We start from the raw sequence: 23150 nt of genomic DNA, 5'->3' as shown, positions 1-23150 counted from the left end.
GCTTCTGCCCGGCGGCCGTGTACGAGTTCGTGAAGAACGACGACGGCAGCGATCGCCTGGTGATCAACGCGCAGAACTGCGTGCACTGCAAGACCTGCGACATCAAGGACCCGACGCAGAACATCGTATGGGTCACGCCGGAAGGCAGTGGCGGGCCGAATTACCCGAACATGTAACGCAACGTATCCCCGCGCCTGCGGGCGCGAACGAACCGGAGTGAGACGATGAGCAATGCAGCGAAAGAAGTCGTGGTGGTGAGCGGTGTCCGTACCGCGATCGGTGATTTCGGCGGCAGCCTGAAGGATTTCTCGCCGACCGATCTCGGCGCGAAGGTCGTGCGCGAAGTGCTGTCGCGCGCGAACGTGTCGGGCGATGCAGTCGGGCATGTCGTGTTCGGCCACGTCGTGAACACCGAGCCGAAGGACATGTATATCGCACGCGTCGCGGCGATCGACGGTGGCGTCGCGCAGCACACGCCCGCGCTGACCGTGAACCGCCTGTGCGGTTCGGGTCTGCAGGCGATCGTGTCGGCCGCGCAGACGATCATGCTCGGCGACGCCGACGTTGCGATCGGCGGCGGCTCGGAAAACATGAGCCGCGCACCGTACACCGTGCCGGCCGCGCGCTTCGGCCAGCGCATGGGCGACGGCAAGCTCGTCGACATGATGCTCGGCGCGCTGCATGACCCGTTCCAGACGATCCATATGGGTGTGACGGCCGAGAACGTCGCGGCGAAGTACGGCATCTCGCGCGACGCGCAGGATGCGCTGGCGCTCGAATCGCATCGTCGCGCGGCGCGCGCGATCGCGGAAGGGCGCTTCAAGGATCAGATCCTGCCGATCTCGATCCGTACGAAGAAGGGCGAGGTCGCGTTCGACACCGACGAGCACGTGCGTCACGACGCGAGCGAGGACGATTTCACGAAGCTGCGCCCGGTGTTCAAGAAGGAGAACGGCACCGTGACGGCCGGCAATGCATCGGGCATCAACGATGCGGCCGCAGCGGTGCTGATGATGAGCGCCGACGCTGCGCGCGCGCAGGGCGTGAAGCCGCTCGCACGCCTCGTCGCGTATGCACACGCGGGTGTCGATCCGGCGTACATGGGTATCGGCCCCGTGCCGGCCACGCAGAAGGCGCTCGAACGCGCGGGCCTGAAGATCACCGATCTCGACGTGATCGAGGCGAACGAGGCGTTCGCGGCACAGGCGTGCGCGGTCACGCAGGAACTCGGCCTCGATCCGGCGAAGGTCAACCCGAACGGCTCGGGCATTTCGCTCGGCCATCCGATCGGCGCGACGGGCGCATTGATCACGGTCAAGGCGCTGTACGAACTGAAGCGCATCGGCGGGCGTTACGCGCTCGTGACGATGTGTATCGGCGGCGGCCAGGGGATTGCGGCGATCTTCGAGAACATCTGATAATCGAACGCTCAGCACCCGAACACACAGGAAATTTCATGGCCATCGAAATTGTCGGCGTCGTGGGCGCCGGAACCATGGGTAACGGCATTGCGCAAACCGCCGCCGTTGCGGGACTCAATGTCGTGATGATCGACGTCAGCGACGCCGCGCTCGAGAAGGGCATCGCGACGCTGAAGGGCAGCCTCGAGCGGCTCGTGTCGAAGGACAAGCTCGACGCAGCCACGCGCGATGCGGCGCTGGCGCGCATCACGACGTCGACCGACTACGCGAAGCTTGCAGCGGCCGACATCGTGATCGAAGCCGCGACCGAGAACGTCGAGCTGAAGGGCCGCATCCTGAAGCAGATCGAGGCCGTTGCGCGGCCCGAAGCGATCATCGCGACCAACACGTCGTCGATCTCGATCACCGCGCTTGCGGCGCCGCTCGCCGATCCTGCGCGCTTCGTTGGCATGCACTTCTTCAACCCGGTGCCGCTGATGCCGCTCGTCGAAATCATCCGCGGGCTGCAGACGAGCGACGCGACCGCGTCGGCGGTGCGCGAGCTGACCGAGCGTTTCGACAAGTCGCCGATCGGCGTGCGCAATTCGCCGGGCTTCGTCGTGAACCGGATCCTCGTGCCGATGATCAACGAGGCGTTCTTCGTGCTGGCTGAAGGGATCGCGTCGGCGGAAGAGATCGATGCGGGGATGAAGCTGGGTGCGAACCATCCGATCGGGCCGCTCGCGCTGGCGGATCTCGTCGGTCTCGACGTGTGCCTCGCGGTGATGGACGTGTTCGTGAAGGACTTCGGGGATCCGAAGTATCGCGCGTGCCCGCTGCTGCGCGAGATGGTGACGGCGGGGCGCCTCGGGCGCAAGACGGGGCGTGGGGTGTACGACTACAGCAAGTAAGCGGCAAGCCTTGCCACTTCGAGCGGCCGCCTTCGGGCGGCCGCTCGCATTGAACGGCGCGACTACGCGTCGAGCACCGCCAGATCCCGCGGCAACCCCCGCTTGAACATCGCAAGCATCTGTCGCGCCGCCTTCGGCGGCAGCGTGATCGCATGCCGCACCGCCGCCGCGATCTGGATCATCATCAGCTCGGCGAATGCGCTCCGTTGCGCATGTGGGGTGCCGGGTGCCACTTCTCCCAACGCATCCGCAAACAGCCCGGCCAGGAACTCGCCGTCCTCGCGATCGAGTGCCTGCAGCGCGCGGTCGGCCTGCGTGGCTCGCCAGATATCACGCATCAGTGGTTCGTCGACGAACATCCGGTAATAGCTGTCGGTAATGCGGCACAGCGTATCGTGCAGGTCGTCGAGCGTCTTCATCGCAGCCAGGTCGCGCCGCACGCAATCGTGCCCGGCCTCGTTGTAGCGCTCCGCGAGCGTGCCGATCACGGCCGCCTTGTCCGGAAAATACTGATACAGCGAACCGAACGAGATGCCCGTGCGTTCGACGATGTCACTCATCCGGAACGCGTCGCAGCCTTTCTCGATCATCACTTCCGACGCGCACGCGAGGATGCGCTCGAACCGCTCGCGGCTGCGCTGTTGCGTCGGCACGAGCCGTGCGCGCGCAGGCGCGTCTGCTGATGCCGCTTCGGGCTCGTCGTTCTGCCCCGATTTTTGCCGGCCCATACCGCCTCCAGAAAAACTTGATCTTTCAAATGCGAGAGTCTATCGTGTTTTTGAAACGCGAGACATTCTCGCATTTGTGATCGAAACTGAAGGAGACACACATGTCGGCACTTCCCATCCTCATCGTCGGCGGTTCGGGCAAGACGGGCGCCCGCGTCGATGCTCGGCTGCGCGCGCGCGGCATCGCGACCCGGCCCGTGTCGCGCACATCGGCCGTCCGCTTCGACTGGACGGCGCCCGCGACGTGGCCTGCCGCACTCGACGGCGTGTCGGCCGCATACGTAACCTATCAACCCGACCTGGCCGTTGAAGGCGCGGTGGAAGCGATCGCCGCATTCGCGCGGCTTGCGCGGGAATGCGGCGTCGAGCGCGTGGTGCTGCTGTCAGGGCGCGGCGAGCCCCGCGCGCAGGCCGCCGAGGCCGCGTTGCAGGCGTCGGGCGTGGGCTGGGGCGTGGTGCGCGCGAGCTGGTTCAACCAGAACTTCTCCGAGGGCTACCTGATCGACGGCGTGCTGGCCGGCGAAGTCGCGTTGCCGGCCGGGGCGGTGCGCGAGCCGTTCGTGGATGCGGACGACATCGCGGACGTCGCAGTGGCCGCACTCACCGATGCGCGTGTCGCGAACCGCGTGATCGAGGTCACGGGCCCGCGCGCGCTGACTTTTGCCGAAGCGGTTGGCGAAATCGCGCGGGCTGCTGGCCGGCCGGTCGTCTATCGCGAGATTCCGGCCGATGCGTTCGTTGCCGGATTGCGCGAGGCCGGCGTGCCGGAGCCGGTCGTCGCGCTGCTCGACGATCTGTTCGGCGTGGTGCTCGACGGGCGCAACAGCGCGGTGACGCACGGCATCGAAGAGACGCTCGGGCGGCCGGCACGCGATTTCGCCGACTATGCGCGCGCGGCGGCCGCGACCGGCGTGTGGAGCGCACGATCATGATCGCGTTCGCAACCGCCGCATTGCTGTGGGGTTCGGCCATCGGCTGCGGGCTGATGGCCGGCGTGTATTTCGCGTTCTCGACGTTCGTGATGACGTCGCTCGGACGGATCGCGCCGCATGCCGGCGTGGCCGCGATGAACGCGATCAACGTCGATATCGTGCGTTCGCCGTTCATGCCGCTGTTCCTCGTCACGACGCTGATGGCGCTTGCACTGGTCGTGCTTGCGCTGCTCGATCGCGACCAGCCGGGCGCGATGGCGGTGGTCGCGGGCGGCGCGCTGTACGTGTTCGGCATGTTCGCGGTGACGATGGCCGTCAACGTGCCGCTCAACGATGCGCTTGCCGCGGCCGATCCGTCGACCGCGCATGGCGCGGCGCTGTGGACGCGCTACGTGCACGACTGGACGATGTGGAATCACGTGCGCACGGTGGCGTCGGCAGCCGCGTGCGTGTTCTTCATCGTGGGGATTGCGGCGCGGTAGGGGCGGGCGCTACGCGGTGCGCGCAGCCTGTACGGGCAAGCGGTACTCGGCGATCGTGCCGGCATCGAATGCGATCAGCGAACCGCGTACCGGATCGTGCCGCTGAGCGACGAAGCCCGGAAGCGCGCCGAGCGGCGTACCCGAGGCGATGCTCCAGATCGTCGTTCCGTCGGGCGTCGCGACATATAGCGATGCGCCATCACTGAACAGGGCGCCGATCCGGTCGGGTTCGGTCGTCATCGGGATGCGCCGGTCGTTCGATTGCCGATCTTCGGTCACATCGAGGATGCGCACGCCGGCGCCTTGCCCGGCTTCGGCGAATTCATCCTCGTCCCAATCGGCGAGCCCCCAGTACGCGATATGTCGGTTGTCGATCCAGCAGGCCGGCGTGTCCCAGTCGTCGCGCCGGGTCAGGCTGACCACCGATGCGCCGTCTTCGCTTTCGAAGGGATTGGCGTCGAGCCACGCGGCGACCGACCATGCACGCGGGATCGAAACGGGATGCCAGACCCATCCGTCATCGAACAGCCGGCTGCCGTCGGGGCTTGGCACGAGCCGTCCGTGGAAGTAGTCGAGGTAATGCGCGGGCCGGTCGTTGTTGGCGTACGGCGCGATGTCGCGCGCGGTCAGCGATGCGCCGGTAGCCGGGTCGGCCGCGTCGAGCCGGTTCCAGGCGGTGCGATGCACGAAGATCGTGCGATCGCGATGGCGAAGGAAACACGCACTGAACGGGACGGTATGTGCGTAGTAGTCGCCGCCGTCGAGTTGCATCGTCGGCGCGCCGGTTGCGACGTCGATGACGAGGCCGTGCCGCCCGTAGTCGGTCACGATCGCCGCGTATTGGCCGTCAGGCGACGCGTGCAGGCGATAAGCGGCCGTGCCGAACGCGGTGTGACCTGTAGGAGGCGGGAGTGGCGGCAACGGTAGCGAACAGAGCGCGGTGCGGTGCCCCGTATCGAGATCGACGCCGTGCAGCGAGCCGTCCGCGGTCAACACGAGCAGATGGCCGTAGTCGGCCTGAACGGCGCAGGTATCGACGATCGGCGCGTGTTCCCACGTGAGCGTATTGACGGTACGGGATTCGTGCGTCGAAGCTGGCAAACGGTGCGGGCTGATTGGATTCATGAGCGCGATTCTATCGCTAGCGGCGTGCGTGCCGCGCATGACACGCGCGGCACATACGACCACGCTCTACGTGTAGAACGCCGACGGCGACACGCCGAAGTGCCGCTTGAACATCGCGGAAAACGCGCTCTGGCTGTTGTAGCCGTGATCCATCGCGACGGTCAGCACCTTCTCGCCGTGCGCGAGACGCTTGAGCGCGAGCAGCAGCCGCGCCTGTTCACGCCAGCGGCGGAAGCTGAGCCCCGTCTCGCGCTGGAACGCGCGATGCAGCGTACGGACCGACAGGCCGAGCAGGTCGCCCCATTCTGCAATCGTGCGCGTGTCGTCGGGCGCGGCGACGAGCGTGTCGCAGATCGTCCGCAGGCGCGCGTCGTGCGGCCATGGCAGGTACAGCGGCAGCAGCGGCGCGACCGTCACCTCGGCAAGCAGCAGGTGCATCAGGTGGTCGTGGCGCGAGCCCGGCGCATAGTCGAGCGGCACGTCGACCGCGGCGAGGATCAGCTCGCGCAGCAGCGGGTGTACTTCCACGACGCAGCTCCGCGCGGGCAGGTGCTCGACCGCGCCCGGCTCGACGAACACGGTGCGCATCTGCACGTCGCCGCTCATCTGGACCGTGTGGTCGAGCCCGGCTTCGAGCCACACGCCGCGTGTCGGCGGCACGACCCACGACGCGCCTTCGGATTGCACGTGCATTACGCCCTCGATCGCATAAAGCAGTTGCGCGCGGCGATGGCGGTGCGGCGCGATCGACGTGCCGTGCGCGTACGTCGCCGCCATCGCGGATACGGGCATCGGCGTCGATTCGTAGCGCAGGTGTGCGCCGGGCGGAGTGGACTCGAGTGTCCGATTGGCGACAAGTCGTGACATTTTGGCGTGAGACAGGCAGTTGGGCGGACGGGCACGATGGCGTTCCGATCCACGCCAGACCCCTGTCACGGATATTAATCCGTCAAATGCGATGAACAAGTCTCCTTTTCTGTTTCCCTTTTGCGCGATCGCGCTGTGGGCCGGCAACGTGGTCGTGTCGAAGCTGTCGGCGTCGACGATCGACCCGTCGGCGATCACGTTCTACCGGCTGCTGCTCGCCGTCGCGCTGATGAGCGTGTTCACGTTGCGTCCCGCGTGGCGCAATCGCGCGGCGCTCGTCGCGCACCTGCCGCAGCTCGCAGTGCTCGGCTTTCTCGCGATGGCGCTGTTCCAGAGCCTGTCCTACGAGGCCGCGAAAACGACCAGCGCGACCAACATGGCGATCATCACCGCGCTCGTGCCGCTGATGACGATGGCACTCAGCTCGCTGTTGCTCGGCGATCCGCCTAGCACCGGCATGGTCGGCGGCGGGGTGCTGTCGCTCGCGGGCGTCGTCTACCTGATCGCCGAGGGGCATCCGACGACGATCGCCGCGCGCGGCGTGCACACGGGCGACCTGCTGATGCTGGCCGCGTCGGCGGCGTATGCGCTGTACGGCGTGCTACTCAAGCGCTGGCGCATCGGTGCGCTGCCGGCGTGGCAGTCGACCTATGTGCAGGCGCTCGCCGCGCTCGTCTTCATGGTGCCGATGCTGCTGCGATTGCCCGCGCAGGCGGCGTGGCCGACGCGTGCGAGCGTGCCGCTGATCCTGTATGCCGGCGTGCTGGCGTCGGTGGTGCTGCCGTATTTGTGGATGCAGGGTGTGCGGCTGCTCGGTCCGAGCCGTTGCGCGATGTTCATGAACCTGCTGCCGGTGATGACGGCCGGCGGCGCGATCGTGCTGCTCGGCGAATCGTTGCGGCTGTATCACCTGATCGGCGGCGGCGTGGCGCTCGTCGGCGTGGCGATCGCGCAGCGGTTTCCGTTTCAGGCGAGTGCGTCGCAAGGGGTGCGGCAATGAGCGGCGATCGCGACTTGCAGAACCTGATGGCCGCGCTGCCGGGCGGGCGCGCATCCGTGGAGGGGCCGACGCTCGCGCATCAGCTCGAACGGATCGCGACCGCGCTCGAAGCGCTTGCGGGCACCGGCCAGCCGGCGGCGCCCGTCGATTTCGACGCGGCCGTCGCATTCCGCTGGCGCGGTTTCGACGGCGGGCCGCGGACCGCGCCGCTCGAACCGATCGCAGCACCCGCACTGATCGCTTTCGATGCGCTGCGTAACGTCGACCGTCAGGTGGCGATCGTCGAACGGAACACGCGGCAGTTCGTGCGCGGGTTCGCGGCCAATCACGTGCTGTTGACCGGCGCGCGCGGCACCGGCAAGTCGTCGATCGTGAAGGCGTGCCTGCATGCATTTGCGCCGCACGGGCTGCGGCTGGTCGAGGTCGGCAAGGAGCGGCTGGGCGATCTGCCGGCGATCGTCGAGCTGGTGCGCGCGCGGCCCGAACGGTACATCGTGTTCTGCGACGACCTGTCGTTCGAGGCGGGCGAGACTGGTTACAAGGAACTGAAGACGGTACTCGACGGCTCGGTCGCGAGCGACCTGTCGAACGTGCTCGTGTACGCGACGTCGAATCGCCGCCACCTGATGCCCGAGCAAACGAGCGACAACGCGAACGTGTCGCGTGCGGAGAACGGCGAGCTGCATCCGGGCGACGCGGTGGAGGAGAAGATCTCGCTGTCCGAGCGCTTCGGGATCTGGGTGACGTTCTACGGGTTCACGCAGGACGATTATCTGGCCGTTGTCGAAAGCCGGCTTGGCGAGGCCGGGTTCGATGCGGCGCAGATCCGCGCGGCGCGTGAACCGGCGCTGCAGTGGGCGCTGGAACGCGGTGCGCGGTCGGGGCGGATCGCCGCGCAGTTCGTGCGGGATTACGCGGGGCGGCTGGCGGACGAGGGCGACGGGAGCGAACACGCGCACGCGTGGCGCACGGGTTGAGCAGGGCGCTACAACACCCGTTCCGACAACACCCGGAACGCGACATCCGGCACAACGAAGCACATCGGTTCACCGGTCGCGCCGATGCGCGCGAGGAACTCGCCGCCGCTGACCGGCTCGACCGGCTTCAGCGGCCGAACGGCGTCGATGTCGATCGGCAGGTCGATCGACGCATGGGCGAGGCCGTCGCAGTCCGCGACATGCGCGACGGCCGCGTGCTGCAGCGACAGGTACGCGACGGCGTCGCGCCAGCTTCCGAAGAACGGCGTGAACGCCGCAGGTAGCGTGTAGTCGTCCGACACGGTCGCCGAGCAGTGGAAATCGGGCGCGCTCCCTGTACCGCCGGACAGCAGCGTTCGATAGTGTCCATCCTGCACAGAGTGCGTGAAGCGCTCGGCGAGATGCGACGGCAGCGCGTCGCTGAAGAGCCGGCTGCCGAGCGCATAGAGCGGATGATCGAACACGTTCTTCACGAACAGCGCCGTACGATCGGCCGGCACGCCGCCCGGCAGCGCATCGACGTAGAGCCGCCAGTTGCTTTGCAGCGGCGACGGGAACGCGCGTCGCAGCGGGCCCGCGATACGCGGGCCGAAATGGCGGTGCGCATAGGTGAGGATCGTGAACGGCGTGCGGCCGTCGCGGCTCGCGAGCGTGACGCCGCGCGGCACCAGATGGGCGACGGCGGCGACATCGACGAGCCACGTGCAGTACACGACGTTCTCGACCTCGCTCGCGAGTTGCAGGAACGGCAGGCGCGACAGCAGCGCGCGGCGTGTGCGCAGCAGCGGGCGGCTCGCGACGAGCCGGTTGGCGAGGCGGCCGACGGGGCCGGCGGACGGGTAAACAAACGCGTTGTCATGGAGCATGAGCGGCATTGTGCCGGTGACGCGGAGCGGGTGGAAGCGGTGTTGCAGCTCCCCTGTCGGAACTGTCAGTGTCCGCCTGTGCCGGTCAGAGGTCGTGGATGACCTGCGCGACGAATGCCGCGATGCCCGCGTCGTCGCGGGCGACGAAGCGCCACTGGCCGACCTGCGTCGCGACAATCAGGCCGGCCTCGCACAGCACGGCGACGTGCGCCGACACGGTCGATTGCGATAGTCCGCTGCGTGTCACGATCGACGAAAGCGGCACGCCGTGTGGCGAGCGGAGGCGCGCGGCGTCCGGTAACAACGTATCGGGCGACTTCAGCCAGCGCAGCACATTCCGCCGAAACGGATGCGCAAGCGCCTTGTGAGCGAGGTCGACGTCGATCATGACGCGCGCCGGCTCAGCGCCGCTCGCCGCAGCGATGCACGAGCGCGGCGGCGAGCCCGGCCGCGATGCCGAACGCGACCACGCCGTGCCAGCCGAAGCGGGCCATCAGCGCGCCGCTGACGATTGCGCCGAGCGCGCCGCCGACGAAGGTCGCGGTCATGTAGAGGCTGTTGATGCGGCCCTGCGCCTTCGGGTCGGCGGCGAACGCGCGGGTCTGGTTCGCGACCAGACCGGCCTGCACACCGATGTCGAGCACCACCACGCCGATCACAAGCAACGCGAGCGAACTGCCGGCGCCGGCGAGGATCAGGTAGGAGGTCGTAACGATTGCGATGCCCAGGCCGATCACGCGCCGCGTGCCGATCCGGTCCGACGCCCGGCCGCCGATCGTGGCGGCCAGCGCGCCTGCCGCGCCGATGATGCCGAAGCCACCGGCCCATGCGCTGCCGAGATGCCACGGGCCGTCGGCGAGCAGTGCCGCGAGATTGACCCAGAACGCATTGAACGCGGCCCACAGCAGCGCCTGCACGGCCATCGATTCGCGGATCGGGCGATGCGCGCGCGCCAGTGTCCAGAGCGATGCGAGCAGCCGGCCATACGACAGCTTGGTGCTCGGCACGCCGCGCGGCAGCAGCCACGCGGCGGCGATGCCCACCGGCACCATCGCGGCAGCCTCGGCACCGTACACCGCGCGCCAGCCGGCATGCGCGGCGATCAGGCCGCTGACCGCGCGGCCGAGCAGGATGCCGACCATGATCCCGGTGACGACCGCGCCGACATTGCGTCCGCGTTCGGCGGGCGCCGACATCACGGCCGCGAACGGCACCAGTTGCTGGGGCACGCAACTGACCACGCCGAGCCCGAACGCGGCGCCGATCAGCGCCCAGACCCCCGGCGCGAGCGCGGATGCCACCGCGAACCCGAAGGCCAGCACGATCTGGCCCAGCACCAGCTTGCGCCGGTCGTAGCGGTCGCCGAGCGGCAGCAGCAGCGCCAGCCCGGTGGCGAAGCCGAGCAGCGCCGCGCCGGCCACGAGGTCGGCGGTCGCCGGGGCGACCTGCAGATCCTGCGCGATCAGCGGCAGGATCGGTTGCGTGCAATAGATGTTGGTCACGACCGCGCCGGCGATGGCGGCCATCGCGACGATCTTGCCGCGCGTCGCGGTGGCGGGCGGTGTGGCGGCAGGCGACGCGATGGGCGGCATGCCCGATGCGACAGGGAATTCGTTCATGGCAGGCTCCTTTCTCATGGCGATCCGTCACCGCAGGCAGCAGAGGCGGCCGGCGGGATGAGGTGAAAGGAGCGTACTGCCTTGCACTGGAAAAGATAATCCACCAGAATCTGGAATCATCTTTCCGAAAATTGAGAGGCAATATGAACCGCCTCGAGTCGATGTCCCTGCTGGTGGCGGTGATCGATGCCGGCAGCATGTCGGCCGCCGCGCGCCAGCTCGGCATTCCGCTGGCGACCGTGAGCCGCAAGGTCGCCGAGCTCGAGTCCTACCTGAATACGCGGCTGCTGCATCGCACGACGCGGCAACTGTCGTTGACCGAGGCGGGCGAGTCCTACGTCGCCGGTTGCCGGCGGATCCTCGACGACATCGCGGAAACCGAGCGCGCCGCCACCGGCGAATACGCGGCGCCGCGTGGCGAGCTGATCGTCACCGCGCCGATCGTGTTCGGGCGCCTGCATGTCGTGCCGGTGGTGGCTGCGTTTCTCGCGCAGTATCCCGAGATCGACGTGCGGCTGGTGCTGACCGATCGCGTCACCCACCTGATGGAAGAGCAGATCGACGTCGCACTGCGAATCGGCGAGTTGCCTGACAGCAGCTTCATGGCGACCCGCGTCGGCAGCGTGCGCCGCGTGATCTGCGCAAGCCCGGCCTATCTGGCGGCGCATGGCACCCCCGCCGAACCGGCCGATCTGGCGCGGCATCAATGCATCACGTTCGAAGTGCTGGCGTCGCGCCGTGCGTGGGTGTTCGACGGCGAGAAGGGCGAGCTGACGGTGCCCGTGCACTCGCGCTTCGCGGTGAATACGGCCGAGGCGGCCATCGATGCCGCGGTGCTCGGCGTCGGGCTGATCCGCGTGCTGTCGTACCAGGTTGCGCAGGCGCTGCGCGATCGCACGCTGGACGTGGTGCTCGACAGGTTCGAATCGCAGCCGCTACCGGTCAGCCTGGTGCACAAGGGGCAGGCGCCGATGCCGCTGAAGCTGCGTGCGTTTCTCGATTTCGTTGCGCCACGGCTGCGCGAACGGATCGCGGGGCTGGCCGATGGCGGCTGACGGTCCGGCACAGGCGGCGGGCGGCACGTCAGCGCTATCGACACGATCGACACGCGGCACGGGCGTGCCGCCAGCAGGGGTTAGCGCAGCAGACGTACGCTCTTGACCACATCGATCGCTTCGTTGCGCCCCGGGCCCGCCACTCGATCGTTGTTGATTTCAGTCGCGTAGCGGAGACTGACCCGTCGCCCCACCAGGGCCTTTTTCAACTTCATCGCGTCACCGATCTCGACGAACCAGTCGGTGCCGCACATCTGTACGCAATACACGTCGATGCGACGGCCGCTGTCAGTGCGGATCACGATACTCATATCGTCGATACCGCCTCCACCCGTGAGGACGCCGGTGACCTCCGTCGGCTTTGTCGAAGGCGTCGCCGCAGCGATCGACGGTAAAACGGCAGTCAGGGCGATGCCCGCTGCCAGGAGACACGCCACGATCTTCATGAGATTTGCTTTCCTGGTGTAACCGGCGGTACGCGCCGTCCGTGCATTTTGTCATAAGCGATCGGGTGGCTTGACCGATCCTCACTTCATGCCGGCTCGCCGCAACTCAAACAGTCCGCCGTGAAGAACAACACCAAAAATTCCGCTGGTTGTCCGAAATTTCATATCCCACACATCGACCACCCTGTCAGGTGCGGTCTGACAGATGAAGAAGTTTCCGCCGTCGATACACTCGATCTTTCCTTGCGCGTGAAGGCTGCTCCAGCGGAACTCCCGGTATTCGTCCGTCTCGTCGTCAGCCAGGAATCGGCGCAGAGACTGCTTTTGATGCGCTTCATCGGCGTGAGACGACAGCGACCAGCGCGATAGATCGGACCCATACATCGATGGCAGGCGCGCAGCGTCGGCGTCATTCGCTTTCTCGATGGTCAACGTGTCGACTGCGCGGTCGACGAAATGCTGGCTGTCCTGATCCCAGGGGAACAGTGCATAGGTGCCCGACCACCGATCCGCATGCGTGTCGTCGGCGTGAGCGGGTCCGAATGCAGCCATCCACAACAAGAGAATGAGTAAGGGTTTCATCGGTATCTGATGGTCTGCATGCGTTGGATACGGTGTCGCCCGCGCGCGCCCATCCGGCTGTTGTCGGCATCGAATACTTCCGCAGAACGGCAACCGGGGCGTCAGTTCGATTCGCGCTGGTGAGCATCGAATTGCACTCGATTGAACAGCTCGAAGTAAAGCGCATCGTGCCATTCGAGACCCAGCGGATGTTCGGTGGCACCGGTACGCGTGCTGTCGCAGTTGTCGTCGAAACGCAGGCCGAAAAAGGCGTCGAGCGGCGTGGGGCGCCGTTCGACGGCCGCGCGTTGCAGGACGCCTGCTGCCTCCGTGATGTCGTTCGGCAACGCTTCGAAGGCCGCGCCGACGTGACGGCAGCGGACGATCTCCGCGTCGACGAGTGCGCGCAATGCGTCCGGATCGCTTTCGGACATCAGGTCGAGTTCGATGGTTTCGAGCAGCAGGTACTGGTCGCGATGCTGCTCGAGAAATGCGATGGTCTCGTCCAGCCACTCGGGCAAATGCTCGACCGCGGCAGGTGTCGCTGCCGGTGTCGGCCCGGGTACGAGTCCGGACGCCGCTGACGCGGGCGTCAGGCCCACCCAGCGCCGCATCCGGTCCACGAGTGTCGATCCCGGGGGGGCTGCCGCCGGAGCGGCAGGTGGGGGTGTCGCGTGCGATTCGACCAATACTCTCAGGATCGCTACAAAATTCCTGGCTCGCTCGAATCCGGGGGCGAACGGGCTGCTGATCGCATGGAGCGGCATCTTCGAGCCATCGAGCCCATCCGAGATCAACGAAGCGCAGGGCCGCGGGTCGCACGACATCAGCAACCGATACATGAAAGGCACGTCGTACGCCCATTCCGACAGCCCGGAAATCGTCTCGGGACGATCTTCATACGATGTCGGCCGGTTGCCGAGGCTATAGAGATAGGATCGATTGGCCATGCTGGCTCCCTGTCGACGGGAAGATTTCCCGCTGCGGCGGTTGTCCTGCGCTAGCGACCGTCCGCGGCGGAGCGCGGATAGCCGATCTCGGCGAGATCGTCGTCGAGGGACGCGAAATCGCATTCGGGATTGAGTCGCCGGACGAGCCCGGCGTCAAGCGGTTCGTGGCGATATATGGCCGCAACGTCGCGCGGATCGATGTCGCACTCGTAATAGTCGGCGGCGAATTCGACGTACTGCTCGGGCCGTCCGGCAAGTATGCCGAGCAACTGGGCGGAGCCATCCGGGTCTTCAGCCGTGGACGATTCGACCGGCCCGCAGGACCAGCGCGCTTCATGGGCCAGGCGCCAGATGCAGAACGTGCTGTCCCGGGTGGTGAATGCCGGTTCGTGCAGCAGGTTGGCGTGAAATGCTTCGGGCAGGCCGCTGAAGATGGCGGGCCGGGGGGGGCCCGGCCGGTACATCGGCGCCTCGCGCAGCACGCCGTGGAGGGCGGCACCCGCGGCGGAGAAGATCGCAAACCACTGGTCCCCGGAGCCGTTGCGCATCGACGCCATCTTCTCCCCGTCTGCCCATGCCTGGTTGAACGAGTAGTACCGGTATTCCCACTCCTGCGACAGGACAGCATCAAGGATCGCCAGCGACTGCGTCAGGCGCATCAGGCCGGCGATGTCGGGGAGCGCGTTCAGATTGCGTGTTGAGACGTTCATGTCGTTTTTACCCGTCGTGAGCAGGATGCCGGTGCTCGACCGGAAGAAGCGCGTTTTCATCGGACCGTCGAGGAGCCGCACGCATCGACCGCCGCGCTACTCTCGCGAAAACAGGCGACGCGGTGGCGGGTCGCCGTGCCGCAGCAGCCAGAAGCCGGTAAAGCCGTTGACCAGTCCGACCAGCAGCAGCGCCGTACCCAGTATCAGCCTGAACTCCCATTCGTCCGACATCGCGGCGCCGTTGAGGCGCGCGATGCCGGGAAATTCGGGCGACACGCGCAGCCCGTCCTGCGCGGCTGCGCCGCAATAGGCGGCCGTCTGCGCGTCGGTGCGGGCAGGCGTTGGATCGTGCTCGTCGGTCAGGCCATCGGCGGGCTGCCACGTGGTGACATATTCGCGTCCATCTCCGTAGCGGAACCGCGCACTGACTTCCCAATAAGCGGAGTGCCGGCCGTATTGCAGCGTTGCCGCGCATTGCTCGATGGTCGCCGGCACGTGCGGCCATGCCTGCGCGCGCCGCAGGATCACGCCATCGGCCAACGTGAAGCCGCCCCACAGCACGACCGCGATGCCGATCGCGAGCAGGAGGCCGGATCTCAACCAGACGGAGAGCGTTCTCATCGGAAGGACGAAGGAGGCGCGCGAACCGGCACGCGGGAGCGCCAAGCGTACCACTGTGGCTGCGTCCGGGAATCCGCCGGCGGCCTGGAGCGTCCGTCAATACGCCGACTCGCTCGCCCCCTGATCGGTAACGATCGCCACCCCCGAACTCGTGCCGAGCCGCGTCGCGCCGGCCTCGATCATCGCCAGCGCGGCCGCGCGATCGCGCACGCCGCCCGATGCCTTCACGCCGAGCACGGGGCCGACCGTGCGGCGCATCAGCGCGACATCCGCGAGCGTTGCGCCGCCGTGGCCGAACCCGGTCGACGTCTTCACGAACGCGACGCCGAGATCGCGGCACATCTCGCACACGCGCACCTTCTCGTCATCGGTCAGCAGCCCTGTTTCGAGGATCACCTTGAGCGGCACCGCGCCGCATGCGCGGTGCACGGCTTCGATATCGGCCTTCACGTCGTCGGCGCGGCCGCTCTTCAGCGCGCCGATGTTGATCACCATGTCGATCTCGCCGGCTCCGGCCGCGATCGCGGCCGACGCCTCGAAGGCCTTCGCGGCCGACAGCCCCGCGCCGAGCGGAAAACCGACCACCGCGCACACGAGCACGCCGGTGCTGGCCAGCTCGCGCGCGGCGAGCGGCACGTTCGCCGAATTCACGCAGACCGAGTAGAAGCGATGCTCGGCCGCCTGGCGGCAGAGTTCGCGGATCTGCGCGTCGCTCGCGTCGGGCGCGAGCAGCGTGTGATCGATGGTTTGAGCGAGTTGGGCGTTGGAAAGCGGCATGTTTCAGGACTCCACGGATCGTGCGCCGGAAGGGCACACGTAAAGTTGATGTTTTCACATCGGTTTGTTACAAATACGACATTCCAGCCGGGCCCGCGCGCCCGGCACGACAAGCGACGGATGCGACGGGTACGCAGGATACTGGCATGGAAACGAAGAAGGGCGAACGGATCAAGACACTGATGAACGTGCTGCAAGGGCAGAACGCGATTCATCTGAAGGAAGTGGCCGAGCTGTTCGGCGTGTCCGAGATGACGATCCGCCGCGATCTCGCCGACAACCCGCACGGCTTGAGCCTGATCGGCGGCTACGTGACGCGCCACTTCGCCGCGCAGCGCAGCGACATCGGCGAGTACGTGGTCAGCGCCGAGAACAACCGGCAGACGGAGGAGAAGCGCCGCATCGGCAAGCTGGCCGCGCAGTTCGTGACGACCGGCGATACGATCTTCGTCGACTGCGGCTCGACCACGCCGTTCGTCGTCGATTTCATTCCGGACGACCTCGAATTCACCGCGGTCTGCAATTCGCTGAACGTGTTCGCGAAGCTGCAGCAGAAGCCGCATTGCAGCGTGATCCTGTGCGGCGGCGCGTACCACCGCAAGAACATGGTGTTCGAGTCGGTGGCCGAGACGGGCATCCTCGACACGGTGCGCGTGTCGAAGGCGTTCATCTCCGCGGCCGGCGTGAGCGACCGCTGCGGCGTGACCTGCTTCAACTTCCACGAGGTCGACGCGAAGAAGAAGGTGATGGAGCGCGCGCAGAACCGCTTCCTGCTCGTCGACCACACGAAGTTCGACGAAGTGCGCGCGGCCTATTTCGCCGAGCTGACCGACTTCAACTACGTGATCTCGGACGGGCAGCTGAGCCGCCGCTACGAAACGGCGATCCGCGAACACGGGATCGCGCTCGTGACCTGACGCCGCGCGGCCGCGCATCGCTTCACGCATCGCGGGCTTCCGCCGCGCTCAGGTAGCCGGTGACGACTTCGAAGCGGCGCGTCGCGCCCGGCGCGAGTGCCGCGACATGGCCCTTGCGGCGTTCGGCTTCATACCCTTCCGGCTCGCAGGTCGACGGTAGCGCGAACGCGGCGACCTGCTGGTCCGCGTTGTGCAGGATCCAGCGCGTCGCGTGCGGGAATTGCTCGGGGCGGTATGCGGTGTGGAATGCGCCGCCATCCGGGTGCTCGAGCACGAAATGCGCGACGCCGCTTGCATCCGTTGCCACGTCGTTCATGAAGAACACGATCTCCGGGTCGTACAGCGCGGGCGCATCGAGCGTGTGAAGCCGTTCCGGTTCGCGCGTGAGCGTGGCCGTGTAGTCGCGCCACGCGGCGGTCGGCTTCACGTGAGCGGGCACGCTGTCACGCAGCCGTAACCCGCCTTTAGACAACGCTTGCACGAAGCGACCGCCCGGCACGTACGCGTAGTTCAGGTGCGCCATGTACATCAGGTCCATCGGCGTGCCGCCGAGATTCGTCACGTCCATCGCGATCGTCATCTGCGCGTCGTGCTCGGCGAGCCGTACCGACGGGCGCGCCACATAGTGGCTGCCGAAACCCTGCACGTATTCGTATTCGCCGGTCACCTCGACGAACGCGCCGCGTGCATCCGCGCCGACGATCAGGCTTGCGCGATCCATCGGCGCGCACGGCATCTCGCCGTGCAGCGCATGCGTGTCGCCCGGCCCCGGGCAGCCGTTGCGCAGCAGCCCGCTGTGGAACATGAAGCAGCCGTAGGTATCGATGATCGATGCCACGCGCTTCGGCTGGCGGAACATGTTCTTCATCGTCAGGTCGCGGCCGTCGAACGCGGCGGCCCAGATCATCTGGCCGAGATACGGCAGCACGACGACGTGGCCGCGGCGGTTCTCGAGCTTCAGCGCCTCGACGCCGGACGGATACGCGAACGCGGTGACGGTCAGGCCGTCGGTGCGGTACAGCGTGCGCGGCGTGTCGCGGAAGTCGTCGCGGCGCAGTTCGATTTCGCCTTGCATGCTTACGCTCCCGACGTGTTGCGCGTGGCGGCGTAGCGCGCGGGCGCGTTGCCGTCGGCGGCTGCGTCGGGCGTCGCGGCCGGCAGGTGGCGCAGGCAGTAGAAGCCGTAGTAGACGATCACGACGAAGCACGCGAGCGGCACGACGAACGCGAGCTGCATGTTGCCGCCGGTGTGATCGGAGATCAGCCCCTGGATCAGCGGCACGACCGCGCCGCCGACGATGCTCATCACGAGGATCGAGCCGCCGTACTCGGTGTCCTTGCCGAGCCCGTCGATCGTCAGGCCGTAGATCGTCGGCCAGCACGGGCCGAGGAACACGCTCACGCCCACGGCCGCATAGACGGCCGTGATGTTGTGCACGCTGATCGTGTACGCGAGCAGCACGATGCACAGGATGCCGTAGACCATCAGCACCTTGGCCGGGCCGACGCGCTTCATCACGAGCGTCGCGACGAGCTTGCCGACGAAGAACGCGAAGAACGTCGCGAGCAGGTAGTGCGACGCGCCGCGCTCGGTGAGGCCGCCGATCTGCATCGCGAGCCGGATCGTGAAGCTCCACACGCCGACCTGCGCGCCGACATACAGGAACTGCGCGACGATCCCCGCGACGAAGCGCCGGTTGCCGAACAGGCGCGCCAGCGTGCCGCGCGCGTCGATCCGGTGCGTGGCCACGCCGGGGCCGTTGCCCTTGCAGGCCGGGTAGGGGGTGAGCGCAAACACGATGAACACGGCGACGAGCACGACGATCAGCCATTTGTATGGCTCGAGCGTGGCCTGGATCATCGCGAGCTGGTGCACGTGGGCTTCGGCCGCCGACATCGCGGCGAGCTGCGCATGCGACGCATCGCCTTCCTTGAAGATCAGGAAGCTGCCCATGTAGACGCCGGCCATTGCGCCGAACGGATAGAACGTCTGCGAGATGTTCAGCCGCCGCGTGCTGGTTTCGCGCGGGCCCATCAGCGTCGAATACGAGTTCGACGCGGTTTCGAGGAACGACAGGCCGGCCGCGATCACGAACAGCGCGACGAGGAACATCCCGTATTTCGCCATCGACGCGGCCGGGAAGAACAGCAGGCAGCCGGTCGTGTAGAGCAGCAGGCCGACGAGGATCGTCGTCTTGTAGCTGAACTTCTTCACGACGGTCGCGGCGGGAATCGCGAGGAAGAAGTAGCCGAGATAGAACGCGGACTGCACGAACGCCGATTCGAAATCGGACAGGAAGAACGATTTCTTGAACTGCGCGATCAGCACGTCGTTCAGGTTCGCGGCGGTGCCCCACAGCGCGAACAGGCAGCACAGCAGCGTGAATGCGAAGAGCGGCGTGCGGTTCAGGTAATAGCCGTCGGGGGTGTGTTCGATTCTGGCTCGGCCCATGGGTGTCTCCTTCCCAATTGTCTCGTCGATGAAGGCGCCGATCAGATGCCGGCGTCGCGGAGGAAGCGTTCGAACGTCGCGGTGTCGGCGTAAGACTTCTGCGTGCCGAGGCCCGTGACCGAATGCGCGGCGTACGCGGACGCGTAGCGCATCGCGTCGAGCGCGTCGCGCGACGCCGCGTAGCAGCGTGCGAAGCAGCCGATATACGCGTCGCCGGCGCCCGTCGTGTCGCGCGCGTCGACCGGTACGCCCGGCACGTGCCGCACGCCGTCGCGCGATACCAGCAGCGAACCGTTGCTGCCGAGCGTGACGAGCACCTGCTTCAGCCCGCGCGCGACCAGCGCTTCGGCGGCGCGCGCCGCGGTGTCGTGCGAATCGACCGGCAGGCCCGACACGATCGCGAGCTCGGTTTCGTTCGGCACGAAGAATTCGACGGTGCGGATCCGCTCGAAATCGAGATCGGCCACCGCGGGCGCGGGGTTCAGCAGTACGGGGATGCCGTGCCGCGCGCCGAAGTCGATCGCGTGATAGACGGTGTCGAGCTCGATCTCGAGCTGCAGCACGATCAATGCGCATTCGGCGAGCTGCGGTGCGGCCGCGTCGATGTCGGCCGGCGTCAGATGGCGGTTAGCGCCCTTGACGATCAGGATGCTGTTGCTCGAATCTGGTTCGACGAAGATCGGCGCGACGCCGCTCGGCACGCCGGCGACCTTGCGCACGTGCGTGGTGTCGATGCCTTCGCGCTCGAAGTTGCGGATCGTGTTGTCCGCGAAGACGTCGTCGCCGACCTTCGTGACCATCACGACGCGCGCGCCGAGGCGGGCGGCCGCGACGGCCTGGTTCGCCCCCTTGCCGCCGCAGCCGAGCTCGAAATTCGGCGCTTCGAGCGTTTCGCCCCGGGCGGGCATGCGGGCGACATAGGTCACGAGGTCGACCATGTTGCTGCCGATGACGGCGATTGTCTCCATCTGCGTCTCTTCCTTGGTATGGGGTGCGCCGCGCGCGTGGTCGGCGGCGGTGTGCAAGATGTGACAATAAAATCACATAAAATGTGAAAATGCAATCATATGACGTTATGGGGGTTACTTTCGGCGATCGGTGCGGATGCGGCGCTTTCTCGAAGGCAACTGTCGACATACAAAAAAGATCGCACTTGGGAGAAGGGGGCGGGAATGAACCAAAAAGGTTGCACCTCACATCTCACGATGCGATGAGTCGATGTAACTGGTTGATATGACGGTGTTATCTACGCCACTACGTTAGGTGGGCTTGAGCGTAATCAGGGGAGTGCAGCGGTCATCGCATAAGGTAATTTGATAAGTATTTCTAAATTTAAGCTGACGCGAGAGCGAGGTGGCGAGCGAAGGTGACTTCATTTCATAAAGCTTTCTACTCGTGCGATCTCTTGCTGATGCCGACCGTACCGATACGCGCGTCAAGACGGACAAGATCGATGCCAGCCGCGCTGGCGCAGTTATATGCGAGCGGTTTTCTGCCGGAGGTGGGGATGCCAGACGACCGCATGCTGGCGTTGCACCGCAAATCTCGCGCCGCTCACACCTGGTTCGGCAACGCACGCGACTGAAGAGCGGGATTCACACAGTCCTGATTGCACATCTGATTGCGCGATGTCCCACCAGCGATCTGTTGGCAAGAAGCGGTGTGCCTGGCTCGGTGTTCAGCCGCTGCCACTGGATGAACGTCTGGGCGCCGAGCAGCAATTGCTTGAACGGGATCGCCTCGGCGAGGAGCCGCGCGAGGTGGATCAGGCAACGGCACCGACGACCAGTCGGTAAGCCCGGTGCGTTCTACAGCCACAAGGCCAGCGTGCTCCGCGTCTCGAGACAGGGCAAGACTGGCAATCGCGCGACACCGTTCGGCTGCGCGATGTACGAGTTGAACATCGACACGTTCTGCACGAACAGCAGTTCGGCAAAGGGCTGGGTGGAGCGTGTGCATCCTACGCCAGGAAGCTGACGGAGAACGAGTTGCATTACCCCCGGACTCTACCGCCCGGTGCTACTGAAGACGGGGAGACGTTGGACCTATTCGTCATTTTGTGGGCAGGGCGCCGAGAACTATCGGATTAAACCTAACGCTTTCGCCCTCTGATACGCATTCAATCGCCGTCTAACACCAAGTTTTGCGTAGATCTGCTGCATGTACCATTTGACTGACCCTTCGGCCAGGCCGAGCCGGTCTGCGATCTCCTTGTTTTGCAAACCTTGCGAGACGAATTCAAGAATACTGATCTCCCGTTGTGACAGCCGCCCCTCAGTTGTCGGTGGTAGAGCCGCTGCCTGTTGTCCCGCTGCACTTGGACGCAGCAAGACACTCTCCGGTCCTGCTGCATAAGCCTGCAGAAGTGCGCCGGAAAACTCGACGTCGGACTGAATATTTTCCGGGATGTTAAAGATCGCGGCGAGCGCCTGCTTGACTGCGTCACCTTCTTCGAGGAACGGCAGGACAATTCTCCGTGGCGCCGCATGCGCAAGTGCGTCGATCAATGCTCTCTTCGCTCCACGAGTATCCGCAGAGGCCAGCTTCGACGCAGCAACCAGAATGCGCATGCGAATCTCGGTACGCAGGCAGGAACGGGGCAGCGCGAACGCGATCCACCGCTTTGCCAGTGCCTCGGCCTCCTTTGCGAAGCCTCGCGCCAAAGCCAGCCTGATCCAGGCGATAGCCATCGCCTCGGTTTTCGTCGTCGTTTGATCTGAGGGGTAGAGAGATGCTGCATCGCGAGGCAGTTTTGCTTCATTGGCAATCCGCTGCGCGCTATCGACGTCATTGCTTTGTACTGCCCGCCTGATTCTTTCTGCCGTCGCGTTCCAGAAAAGACGGTCGAAGGATTTCGCCGAGGCAAATCGTGTAGCGTGCGCCAGCAATGATTCGGCTGTCTCGTTTTCTTGGTATACCGAGGCCAGTCTTGCACGTCCGACATATGCGGCAATGAGATGGTCGACGAGGCCCAGTTCGTTGCAAAGCGGCAGATATTGATCCCATTGGGACCTTGCGGCATCGTATTCGCCACAATCCATCAACAGTTCGGCAAGCAGGACCGCGGGCATCGCACCCAATGGGCTGGCATGCCCGGCGATACCGTGTGCAATGTCAATCGCAGATCGGTATCCACTCGCGGCTTTTGCAACATCGCCGCGTTGAATCAGGGCGGGTCCCAATATGCTTTCATGCCAGACGAGCACGAACTGGCTGTTGGCGCGCTTGAAAAAACTACGGGCTGCCATGTCGAGGCGATCGACCGCGTCGAGGTGATACAACTCACGCTGTGCGCAAAGAAGACACAACTCGACGCTGCCGCGAAGATAGGGGTCATCGTCCGGGAAATCTACGAGCAGGTCAGAGCACATTCGTTCTACAGTGCGCATGTCATCGGCAAAGTGCGCAAGCATCATTTTTCGATGCTGGTAAATCTGGTAAAGCCGCGTGGCAGCTTCAGGCGCGAGCGAGTCTTTCTCGACTGACTCGCGAATGCATTTGAGTACCGAGTTCAGAACGCATCCGGCCTCGTCGAATCGCCATTCGAGCGTCAAGTTCCAGGCGCGAATGAGCTGTGTCGTCGGGTATTCATTGAGCACGCACTCCGGAATCTGCTTGACCCACGCCATGAGCGACAGAAGCTTTCCCTGTCAAGTCCTGGAATAGGTTGACAGTGTTCACCCGCTAAACGCCCGATGCACCGCATCGGGCGTTTTGTATTTGAGGGCGGCATGTGGCCGCTCGCAGTTGTAGAT

The 23150-nt window shown here is 65.8% G+C and carries 27 protein-coding genes and 1 pseudogene; 12 read left to right on the top strand and 16 right to left on the bottom strand.

Annotated elements, in window-relative coordinates; genetic code table 11:
- The 3 genes from LGN19_RS38555 to LGN19_RS38545 all read left to right on the top strand — a co-directional run.
- The coding region (locus LGN19_RS38555; RefSeq protein ID WP_226220132.1) for a 4Fe-4S dicluster domain-containing protein at nucleotides 1-176 on the top strand (176 nt) is incomplete at its 5' end.
- Nucleotides 177-224: 48 nt separating this feature from the next.
- Nucleotides 225-1418, top strand: a complete 1194-nt coding sequence (gene bktB, locus LGN19_RS38550; RefSeq protein ID WP_122950454.1) for a beta-ketothiolase BktB — start codon at nucleotides 225-227, stop codon at nucleotides 1416-1418.
- A gap of 38 nt (nucleotides 1419-1456) precedes the next feature.
- The gene (locus LGN19_RS38545; RefSeq protein WP_089429495.1) at nucleotides 1457-2311 is read left to right on the top strand and encodes a 3-hydroxybutyryl-CoA dehydrogenase; all 855 of its coding nucleotides are present in this window, start codon (nucleotides 1457-1459) and stop codon (nucleotides 2309-2311) included.
- A 62-nt stretch (nucleotides 2312-2373) separates the two neighbouring features.
- Here the strand turns inward: LGN19_RS38545 and LGN19_RS38540 are convergent, their stop codons facing one another.
- Nucleotides 2374-3039: a TetR family transcriptional regulator gene (locus LGN19_RS38540; RefSeq protein WP_226220129.1), complete on the bottom strand. Its 666-nt coding sequence runs from the start codon at nucleotides 3037-3039 to the stop codon at nucleotides 2374-2376.
- Between the two features lie 101 nt (nucleotides 3040-3140).
- Here LGN19_RS38540 and LGN19_RS38535 point away from each other — a divergent pair, with 101 nt between their 5' ends.
- A complete protein-coding gene (locus tag LGN19_RS38535; protein WP_226220128.1) occupies nucleotides 3141-3971 on the top strand; it encodes an NmrA family transcriptional regulator in 831 nt (276 codons plus the stop codon).
- Complete coding sequence (locus LGN19_RS38530) at nucleotides 3968-4453, top strand: DUF1772 domain-containing protein (protein ID WP_089454277.1); 486 nt, start codon at nucleotides 3968-3970, stop codon at nucleotides 4451-4453. The genes LGN19_RS38535 and LGN19_RS38530 overlap by 4 nt, the downstream gene beginning before the upstream one ends.
- Before the next feature lie 9 nt (nucleotides 4454-4462).
- Here the strand turns inward: LGN19_RS38530 and LGN19_RS38525 are convergent, their stop codons facing one another.
- Together LGN19_RS38525 and LGN19_RS38520 are read right to left on the bottom strand one after the other, a co-directional pair.
- Entirely contained in the window at nucleotides 4463-5578 is a 1116-nt protein-coding gene (locus LGN19_RS38525) for a hypothetical protein (RefSeq protein ID WP_226220127.1), read from the bottom strand.
- A 66-nt stretch (nucleotides 5579-5644) separates the two neighbouring features.
- Complete coding sequence (locus LGN19_RS38520; RefSeq protein WP_043188626.1) at nucleotides 5645-6445, bottom strand: AraC family transcriptional regulator; 801 nt, start codon at nucleotides 6443-6445, stop codon at nucleotides 5645-5647.
- Between the two features lie 91 nt (nucleotides 6446-6536).
- Between LGN19_RS38520 and LGN19_RS38515 the strand changes: the two genes are divergently transcribed.
- Both LGN19_RS38515 and LGN19_RS38510 read left to right on the top strand, forming a co-directional pair.
- Nucleotides 6537-7445 carry a DMT family transporter gene (locus LGN19_RS38515; RefSeq protein WP_226220126.1) on the top strand — a complete coding sequence of 303 codons (909 nt, stop codon included), beginning with the start codon at nucleotides 6537-6539 and terminating at the stop codon, nucleotides 7443-7445.
- A 26-nt stretch (nucleotides 7446-7471) separates the two neighbouring features.
- Nucleotides 7472-8422, top strand: a complete 951-nt coding sequence (locus tag LGN19_RS38510) for an ATP-binding protein (protein ID WP_226220130.1) — start codon at nucleotides 7472-7474, stop codon at nucleotides 8420-8422.
- An 8-nt stretch (nucleotides 8423-8430) separates the two neighbouring features.
- Here the strand turns inward: LGN19_RS38510 and LGN19_RS38505 are convergent, their stop codons facing one another.
- The 3 genes from LGN19_RS38505 to LGN19_RS38495 all read right to left on the bottom strand — a co-directional run bounded on the left by LGN19_RS38505 (nucleotide 8431) and on the right by LGN19_RS38495 (nucleotide 10907).
- Nucleotides 8431-9297: a DUF2071 domain-containing protein gene (locus LGN19_RS38505; protein ID WP_319000682.1), complete on the bottom strand. Its 867-nt coding sequence runs from the start codon at nucleotides 9295-9297 to the stop codon at nucleotides 8431-8433.
- 76 nt (nucleotides 9298-9373) lie between these two features.
- Nucleotides 9374-9676, bottom strand: coding sequence for an ArsR/SmtB family transcription factor (locus LGN19_RS38500; protein WP_122950466.1), 303 nt, complete (start codon nucleotides 9674-9676; stop codon nucleotides 9374-9376).
- A 13-nt stretch (nucleotides 9677-9689) separates the two neighbouring features.
- Entirely contained in the window at nucleotides 9690-10907 is a 1218-nt protein-coding gene (locus LGN19_RS38495) for an MFS transporter (RefSeq protein WP_226220124.1), read from the bottom strand.
- 143 nt (nucleotides 10908-11050) lie between these two features.
- Between LGN19_RS38495 and LGN19_RS38490 the strand changes: the two genes are divergently transcribed.
- The gene (locus LGN19_RS38490; protein ID WP_175220747.1) at nucleotides 11051-11962 is read left to right on the top strand and encodes a LysR family transcriptional regulator; all 912 of its coding nucleotides are present in this window, start codon (nucleotides 11051-11053) and stop codon (nucleotides 11960-11962) included.
- 80 nt (nucleotides 11963-12042) lie between these two features.
- On the opposite strand, the gene LGN19_RS38485 is transcribed toward LGN19_RS38490, so the two are convergent.
- From LGN19_RS38485 to deoC, 6 genes are all read right to left on the bottom strand, one after another.
- Entirely contained in the window at nucleotides 12043-12408 is a 366-nt protein-coding gene (locus LGN19_RS38485) for a hypothetical protein (RefSeq protein WP_175220745.1), read from the bottom strand.
- Nucleotides 12409-12489: 81 nt separating this feature from the next.
- Nucleotides 12490-12990, bottom strand: a complete 501-nt coding sequence (locus tag LGN19_RS38480) for a hypothetical protein (protein ID WP_226220123.1) — start codon at nucleotides 12988-12990, stop codon at nucleotides 12490-12492.
- 101 nt (nucleotides 12991-13091) lie between these two features.
- Entirely contained in the window at nucleotides 13092-13919 is an 828-nt protein-coding gene (locus tag LGN19_RS38475; RefSeq protein WP_226220122.1) for a hypothetical protein, read from the bottom strand.
- Between the two features lie 50 nt (nucleotides 13920-13969).
- Nucleotides 13970-14689: a hypothetical protein gene (locus LGN19_RS38470; protein WP_226220121.1), complete on the bottom strand. Its 720-nt coding sequence runs from the start codon at nucleotides 14687-14689 to the stop codon at nucleotides 13970-13972.
- A 36-nt stretch (nucleotides 14690-14725) separates the two neighbouring features.
- Entirely contained in the window at nucleotides 14726-15250 is a 525-nt protein-coding gene (locus tag LGN19_RS38465) for a DUF3592 domain-containing protein (protein WP_226220120.1), read from the bottom strand.
- 96 nt (nucleotides 15251-15346) lie between these two features.
- Nucleotides 15347-16027, bottom strand: coding sequence for a deoxyribose-phosphate aldolase (deoC, locus tag LGN19_RS38460; RefSeq protein WP_226220119.1), 681 nt, complete (start codon nucleotides 16025-16027; stop codon nucleotides 15347-15349).
- 146 nt (nucleotides 16028-16173) lie between these two features.
- Between deoC and deoR the strand changes: the two genes are divergently transcribed.
- Nucleotides 16174-16944: a DNA-binding transcriptional repressor DeoR gene (deoR, locus tag LGN19_RS38455; RefSeq protein WP_122950476.1), complete on the top strand. Its 771-nt coding sequence runs from the start codon at nucleotides 16174-16176 to the stop codon at nucleotides 16942-16944.
- A 22-nt stretch (nucleotides 16945-16966) separates the two neighbouring features.
- Here deoR and LGN19_RS38450 read toward each other — a convergent pair whose 3' ends face one another.
- From LGN19_RS38450 to rbsK, 3 genes are read right to left on the bottom strand one after another with little or no spacing between them, the layout of a single operon-like run.
- The gene (locus LGN19_RS38450; RefSeq protein ID WP_226220118.1) at nucleotides 16967-18019 is read right to left on the bottom strand and encodes an aldose 1-epimerase family protein; all 1053 of its coding nucleotides are present in this window, start codon (nucleotides 18017-18019) and stop codon (nucleotides 16967-16969) included.
- A gap of 2 nt (nucleotides 18020-18021) precedes the next feature.
- Nucleotides 18022-19395, bottom strand: coding sequence for an L-fucose:H+ symporter permease (fucP, locus tag LGN19_RS38445; protein ID WP_226220117.1), 1374 nt, complete (start codon nucleotides 19393-19395; stop codon nucleotides 18022-18024).
- Between the two features lie 41 nt (nucleotides 19396-19436).
- Nucleotides 19437-20363, bottom strand: a complete 927-nt coding sequence (gene rbsK / locus LGN19_RS38440; protein WP_226220116.1) for a ribokinase — start codon at nucleotides 20361-20363, stop codon at nucleotides 19437-19439.
- A 485-nt stretch (nucleotides 20364-20848) separates the two neighbouring features.
- On the opposite strand from rbsK, the gene LGN19_RS39700 reads away from it, so the two are divergent.
- The 3 genes and pseudogenes from LGN19_RS39700 to LGN19_RS38430 form a co-directional block, all read left to right on the top strand.
- On the top strand, nucleotides 20849-20980 hold the full coding sequence (locus LGN19_RS39700; RefSeq protein WP_264173367.1) for a hypothetical protein: 132 nt from the start codon (nucleotides 20849-20851) through the stop codon (nucleotides 20978-20980).
- Nucleotides 20981-21023: 43 nt separating this feature from the next.
- Nucleotides 21024-21191, top strand: a complete 168-nt coding sequence (locus LGN19_RS38435; protein ID WP_226220133.1) for a hypothetical protein — start codon at nucleotides 21024-21026, stop codon at nucleotides 21189-21191.
- Nucleotides 21187-21360: pseudogene (locus LGN19_RS38430) on the top strand (ISNCY family transposase); the annotation flags it as partial. The gene LGN19_RS38435 and the pseudogene LGN19_RS38430, both read left to right, overlap by 5 nt.
- Before the next feature lie 113 nt (nucleotides 21361-21473).
- Here LGN19_RS38430 and LGN19_RS38425 read toward each other — a convergent pair.
- Entirely contained in the window at nucleotides 21474-23024 is a 1551-nt protein-coding gene (locus LGN19_RS38425; protein WP_226220115.1) for a LuxR C-terminal-related transcriptional regulator, read from the bottom strand.
- Nucleotides 23025-23150 lie beyond the last annotated feature (126 nt).

Origin of the sequence: Burkholderia sp. AU30198 (genome assembly GCF_020419825.1) — a bacterium.
GTDB lineage: Bacteria > Pseudomonadota > Gammaproteobacteria > Burkholderiales > Burkholderiaceae > Burkholderia.
The sequence above is the reverse complement of the archived record's forward strand: the minus strand, read 5'-3'. Positions and strand labels throughout refer to the sequence as shown.

What these genes read in the sequence shown, in the direction of transcription:
- bktB (WP_122950454.1), top strand. Translation starts at nt 225, where the DNA reads ATGAGCAATGCAGCGAAAGAAGTCGTGGTGGTGAGCGGTGTCCGTACC.
- LGN19_RS38545 (WP_089429495.1), top strand. Translation starts at nt 1,457, where the DNA reads ATGGCCATCGAAATTGTCGGCGTCGTGGGCGCCGGAACCATGGGTAAC.
- LGN19_RS38540 (WP_226220129.1), bottom strand. Translation starts at nt 3,039, where the DNA reads ATGGGCCGGCAAAAATCGGGGCAGAACGACGAGCCCGAAGCGGCATCA.
- LGN19_RS38535 (WP_226220128.1), top strand. Translation starts at nt 3,141, where the DNA reads ATGTCGGCACTTCCCATCCTCATCGTCGGCGGTTCGGGCAAGACGGGC.
- LGN19_RS38530 (WP_089454277.1), top strand. Translation starts at nt 3,968, where the DNA reads ATGATCGCGTTCGCAACCGCCGCATTGCTGTGGGGTTCGGCCATCGGC.
- LGN19_RS38525 (WP_226220127.1), bottom strand. Translation starts at nt 5,578, where the DNA reads ATGAATCCAATCAGCCCGCACCGTTTGCCAGCTTCGACGCACGAATCC.
- LGN19_RS38520 (WP_043188626.1), bottom strand. Translation starts at nt 6,445, where the DNA reads ATGTCACGACTTGTCGCCAATCGGACACTCGAGTCCACTCCGCCCGGC.
- LGN19_RS38515 (WP_226220126.1), top strand. Translation starts at nt 6,537, where the DNA reads ATGAACAAGTCTCCTTTTCTGTTTCCCTTTTGCGCGATCGCGCTGTGG.
- LGN19_RS38510 (WP_226220130.1), top strand. Translation starts at nt 7,472, where the DNA reads ATGGCCGCGCTGCCGGGCGGGCGCGCATCCGTGGAGGGGCCGACGCTC.
- LGN19_RS38505 (WP_319000682.1), bottom strand. Translation starts at nt 9,297, where the DNA reads ATGCCGCTCATGCTCCATGACAACGCGTTTGTTTACCCGTCCGCCGGC.
- LGN19_RS38500 (WP_122950466.1), bottom strand. Translation starts at nt 9,676, where the DNA reads ATGATCGACGTCGACCTCGCTCACAAGGCGCTTGCGCATCCGTTTCGG.
- LGN19_RS38495 (WP_226220124.1), bottom strand. Translation starts at nt 10,907, where the DNA reads ATGAACGAATTCCCTGTCGCATCGGGCATGCCGCCCATCGCGTCGCCT.
- LGN19_RS38490 (WP_175220747.1), top strand. Translation starts at nt 11,051, where the DNA reads ATGAACCGCCTCGAGTCGATGTCCCTGCTGGTGGCGGTGATCGATGCC.
- LGN19_RS38485 (WP_175220745.1), bottom strand. Translation starts at nt 12,408, where the DNA reads ATGAAGATCGTGGCGTGTCTCCTGGCAGCGGGCATCGCCCTGACTGCC.
- LGN19_RS38480 (WP_226220123.1), bottom strand. Translation starts at nt 12,990, where the DNA reads ATGAAACCCTTACTCATTCTCTTGTTGTGGATGGCTGCATTCGGACCC.
- LGN19_RS38475 (WP_226220122.1), bottom strand. Translation starts at nt 13,919, where the DNA reads ATGGCCAATCGATCCTATCTCTATAGCCTCGGCAACCGGCCGACATCG.
- LGN19_RS38470 (WP_226220121.1), bottom strand. Translation starts at nt 14,689, where the DNA reads ATGAAAACGCGCTTCTTCCGGTCGAGCACCGGCATCCTGCTCACGACG.
- LGN19_RS38465 (WP_226220120.1), bottom strand. Translation starts at nt 15,250, where the DNA reads ATGAGAACGCTCTCCGTCTGGTTGAGATCCGGCCTCCTGCTCGCGATC.
- deoC (WP_226220119.1), bottom strand. Translation starts at nt 16,027, where the DNA reads ATGCCGCTTTCCAACGCCCAACTCGCTCAAACCATCGATCACACGCTG.
- deoR (WP_122950476.1), top strand. Translation starts at nt 16,174, where the DNA reads ATGGAAACGAAGAAGGGCGAACGGATCAAGACACTGATGAACGTGCTG.
- LGN19_RS38450 (WP_226220118.1), bottom strand. Translation starts at nt 18,019, where the DNA reads ATGCAAGGCGAAATCGAACTGCGCCGCGACGACTTCCGCGACACGCCG.
- fucP (WP_226220117.1), bottom strand. Translation starts at nt 19,395, where the DNA reads ATGGGCCGAGCCAGAATCGAACACACCCCCGACGGCTATTACCTGAAC.
- rbsK (WP_226220116.1), bottom strand. Translation starts at nt 20,363, where the DNA reads ATGGAGACAATCGCCGTCATCGGCAGCAACATGGTCGACCTCGTGACC.
- LGN19_RS39700 (WP_264173367.1), top strand. Translation starts at nt 20,849, where the DNA reads ATGCCAGCCGCGCTGGCGCAGTTATATGCGAGCGGTTTTCTGCCGGAG.
- LGN19_RS38435 (WP_226220133.1), top strand. Translation starts at nt 21,024, where the DNA reads ATGTCCCACCAGCGATCTGTTGGCAAGAAGCGGTGTGCCTGGCTCGGT.
- LGN19_RS38425 (WP_226220115.1), bottom strand. Translation starts at nt 23,024, where the DNA reads ATGGCGTGGGTCAAGCAGATTCCGGAGTGCGTGCTCAATGAATACCCG.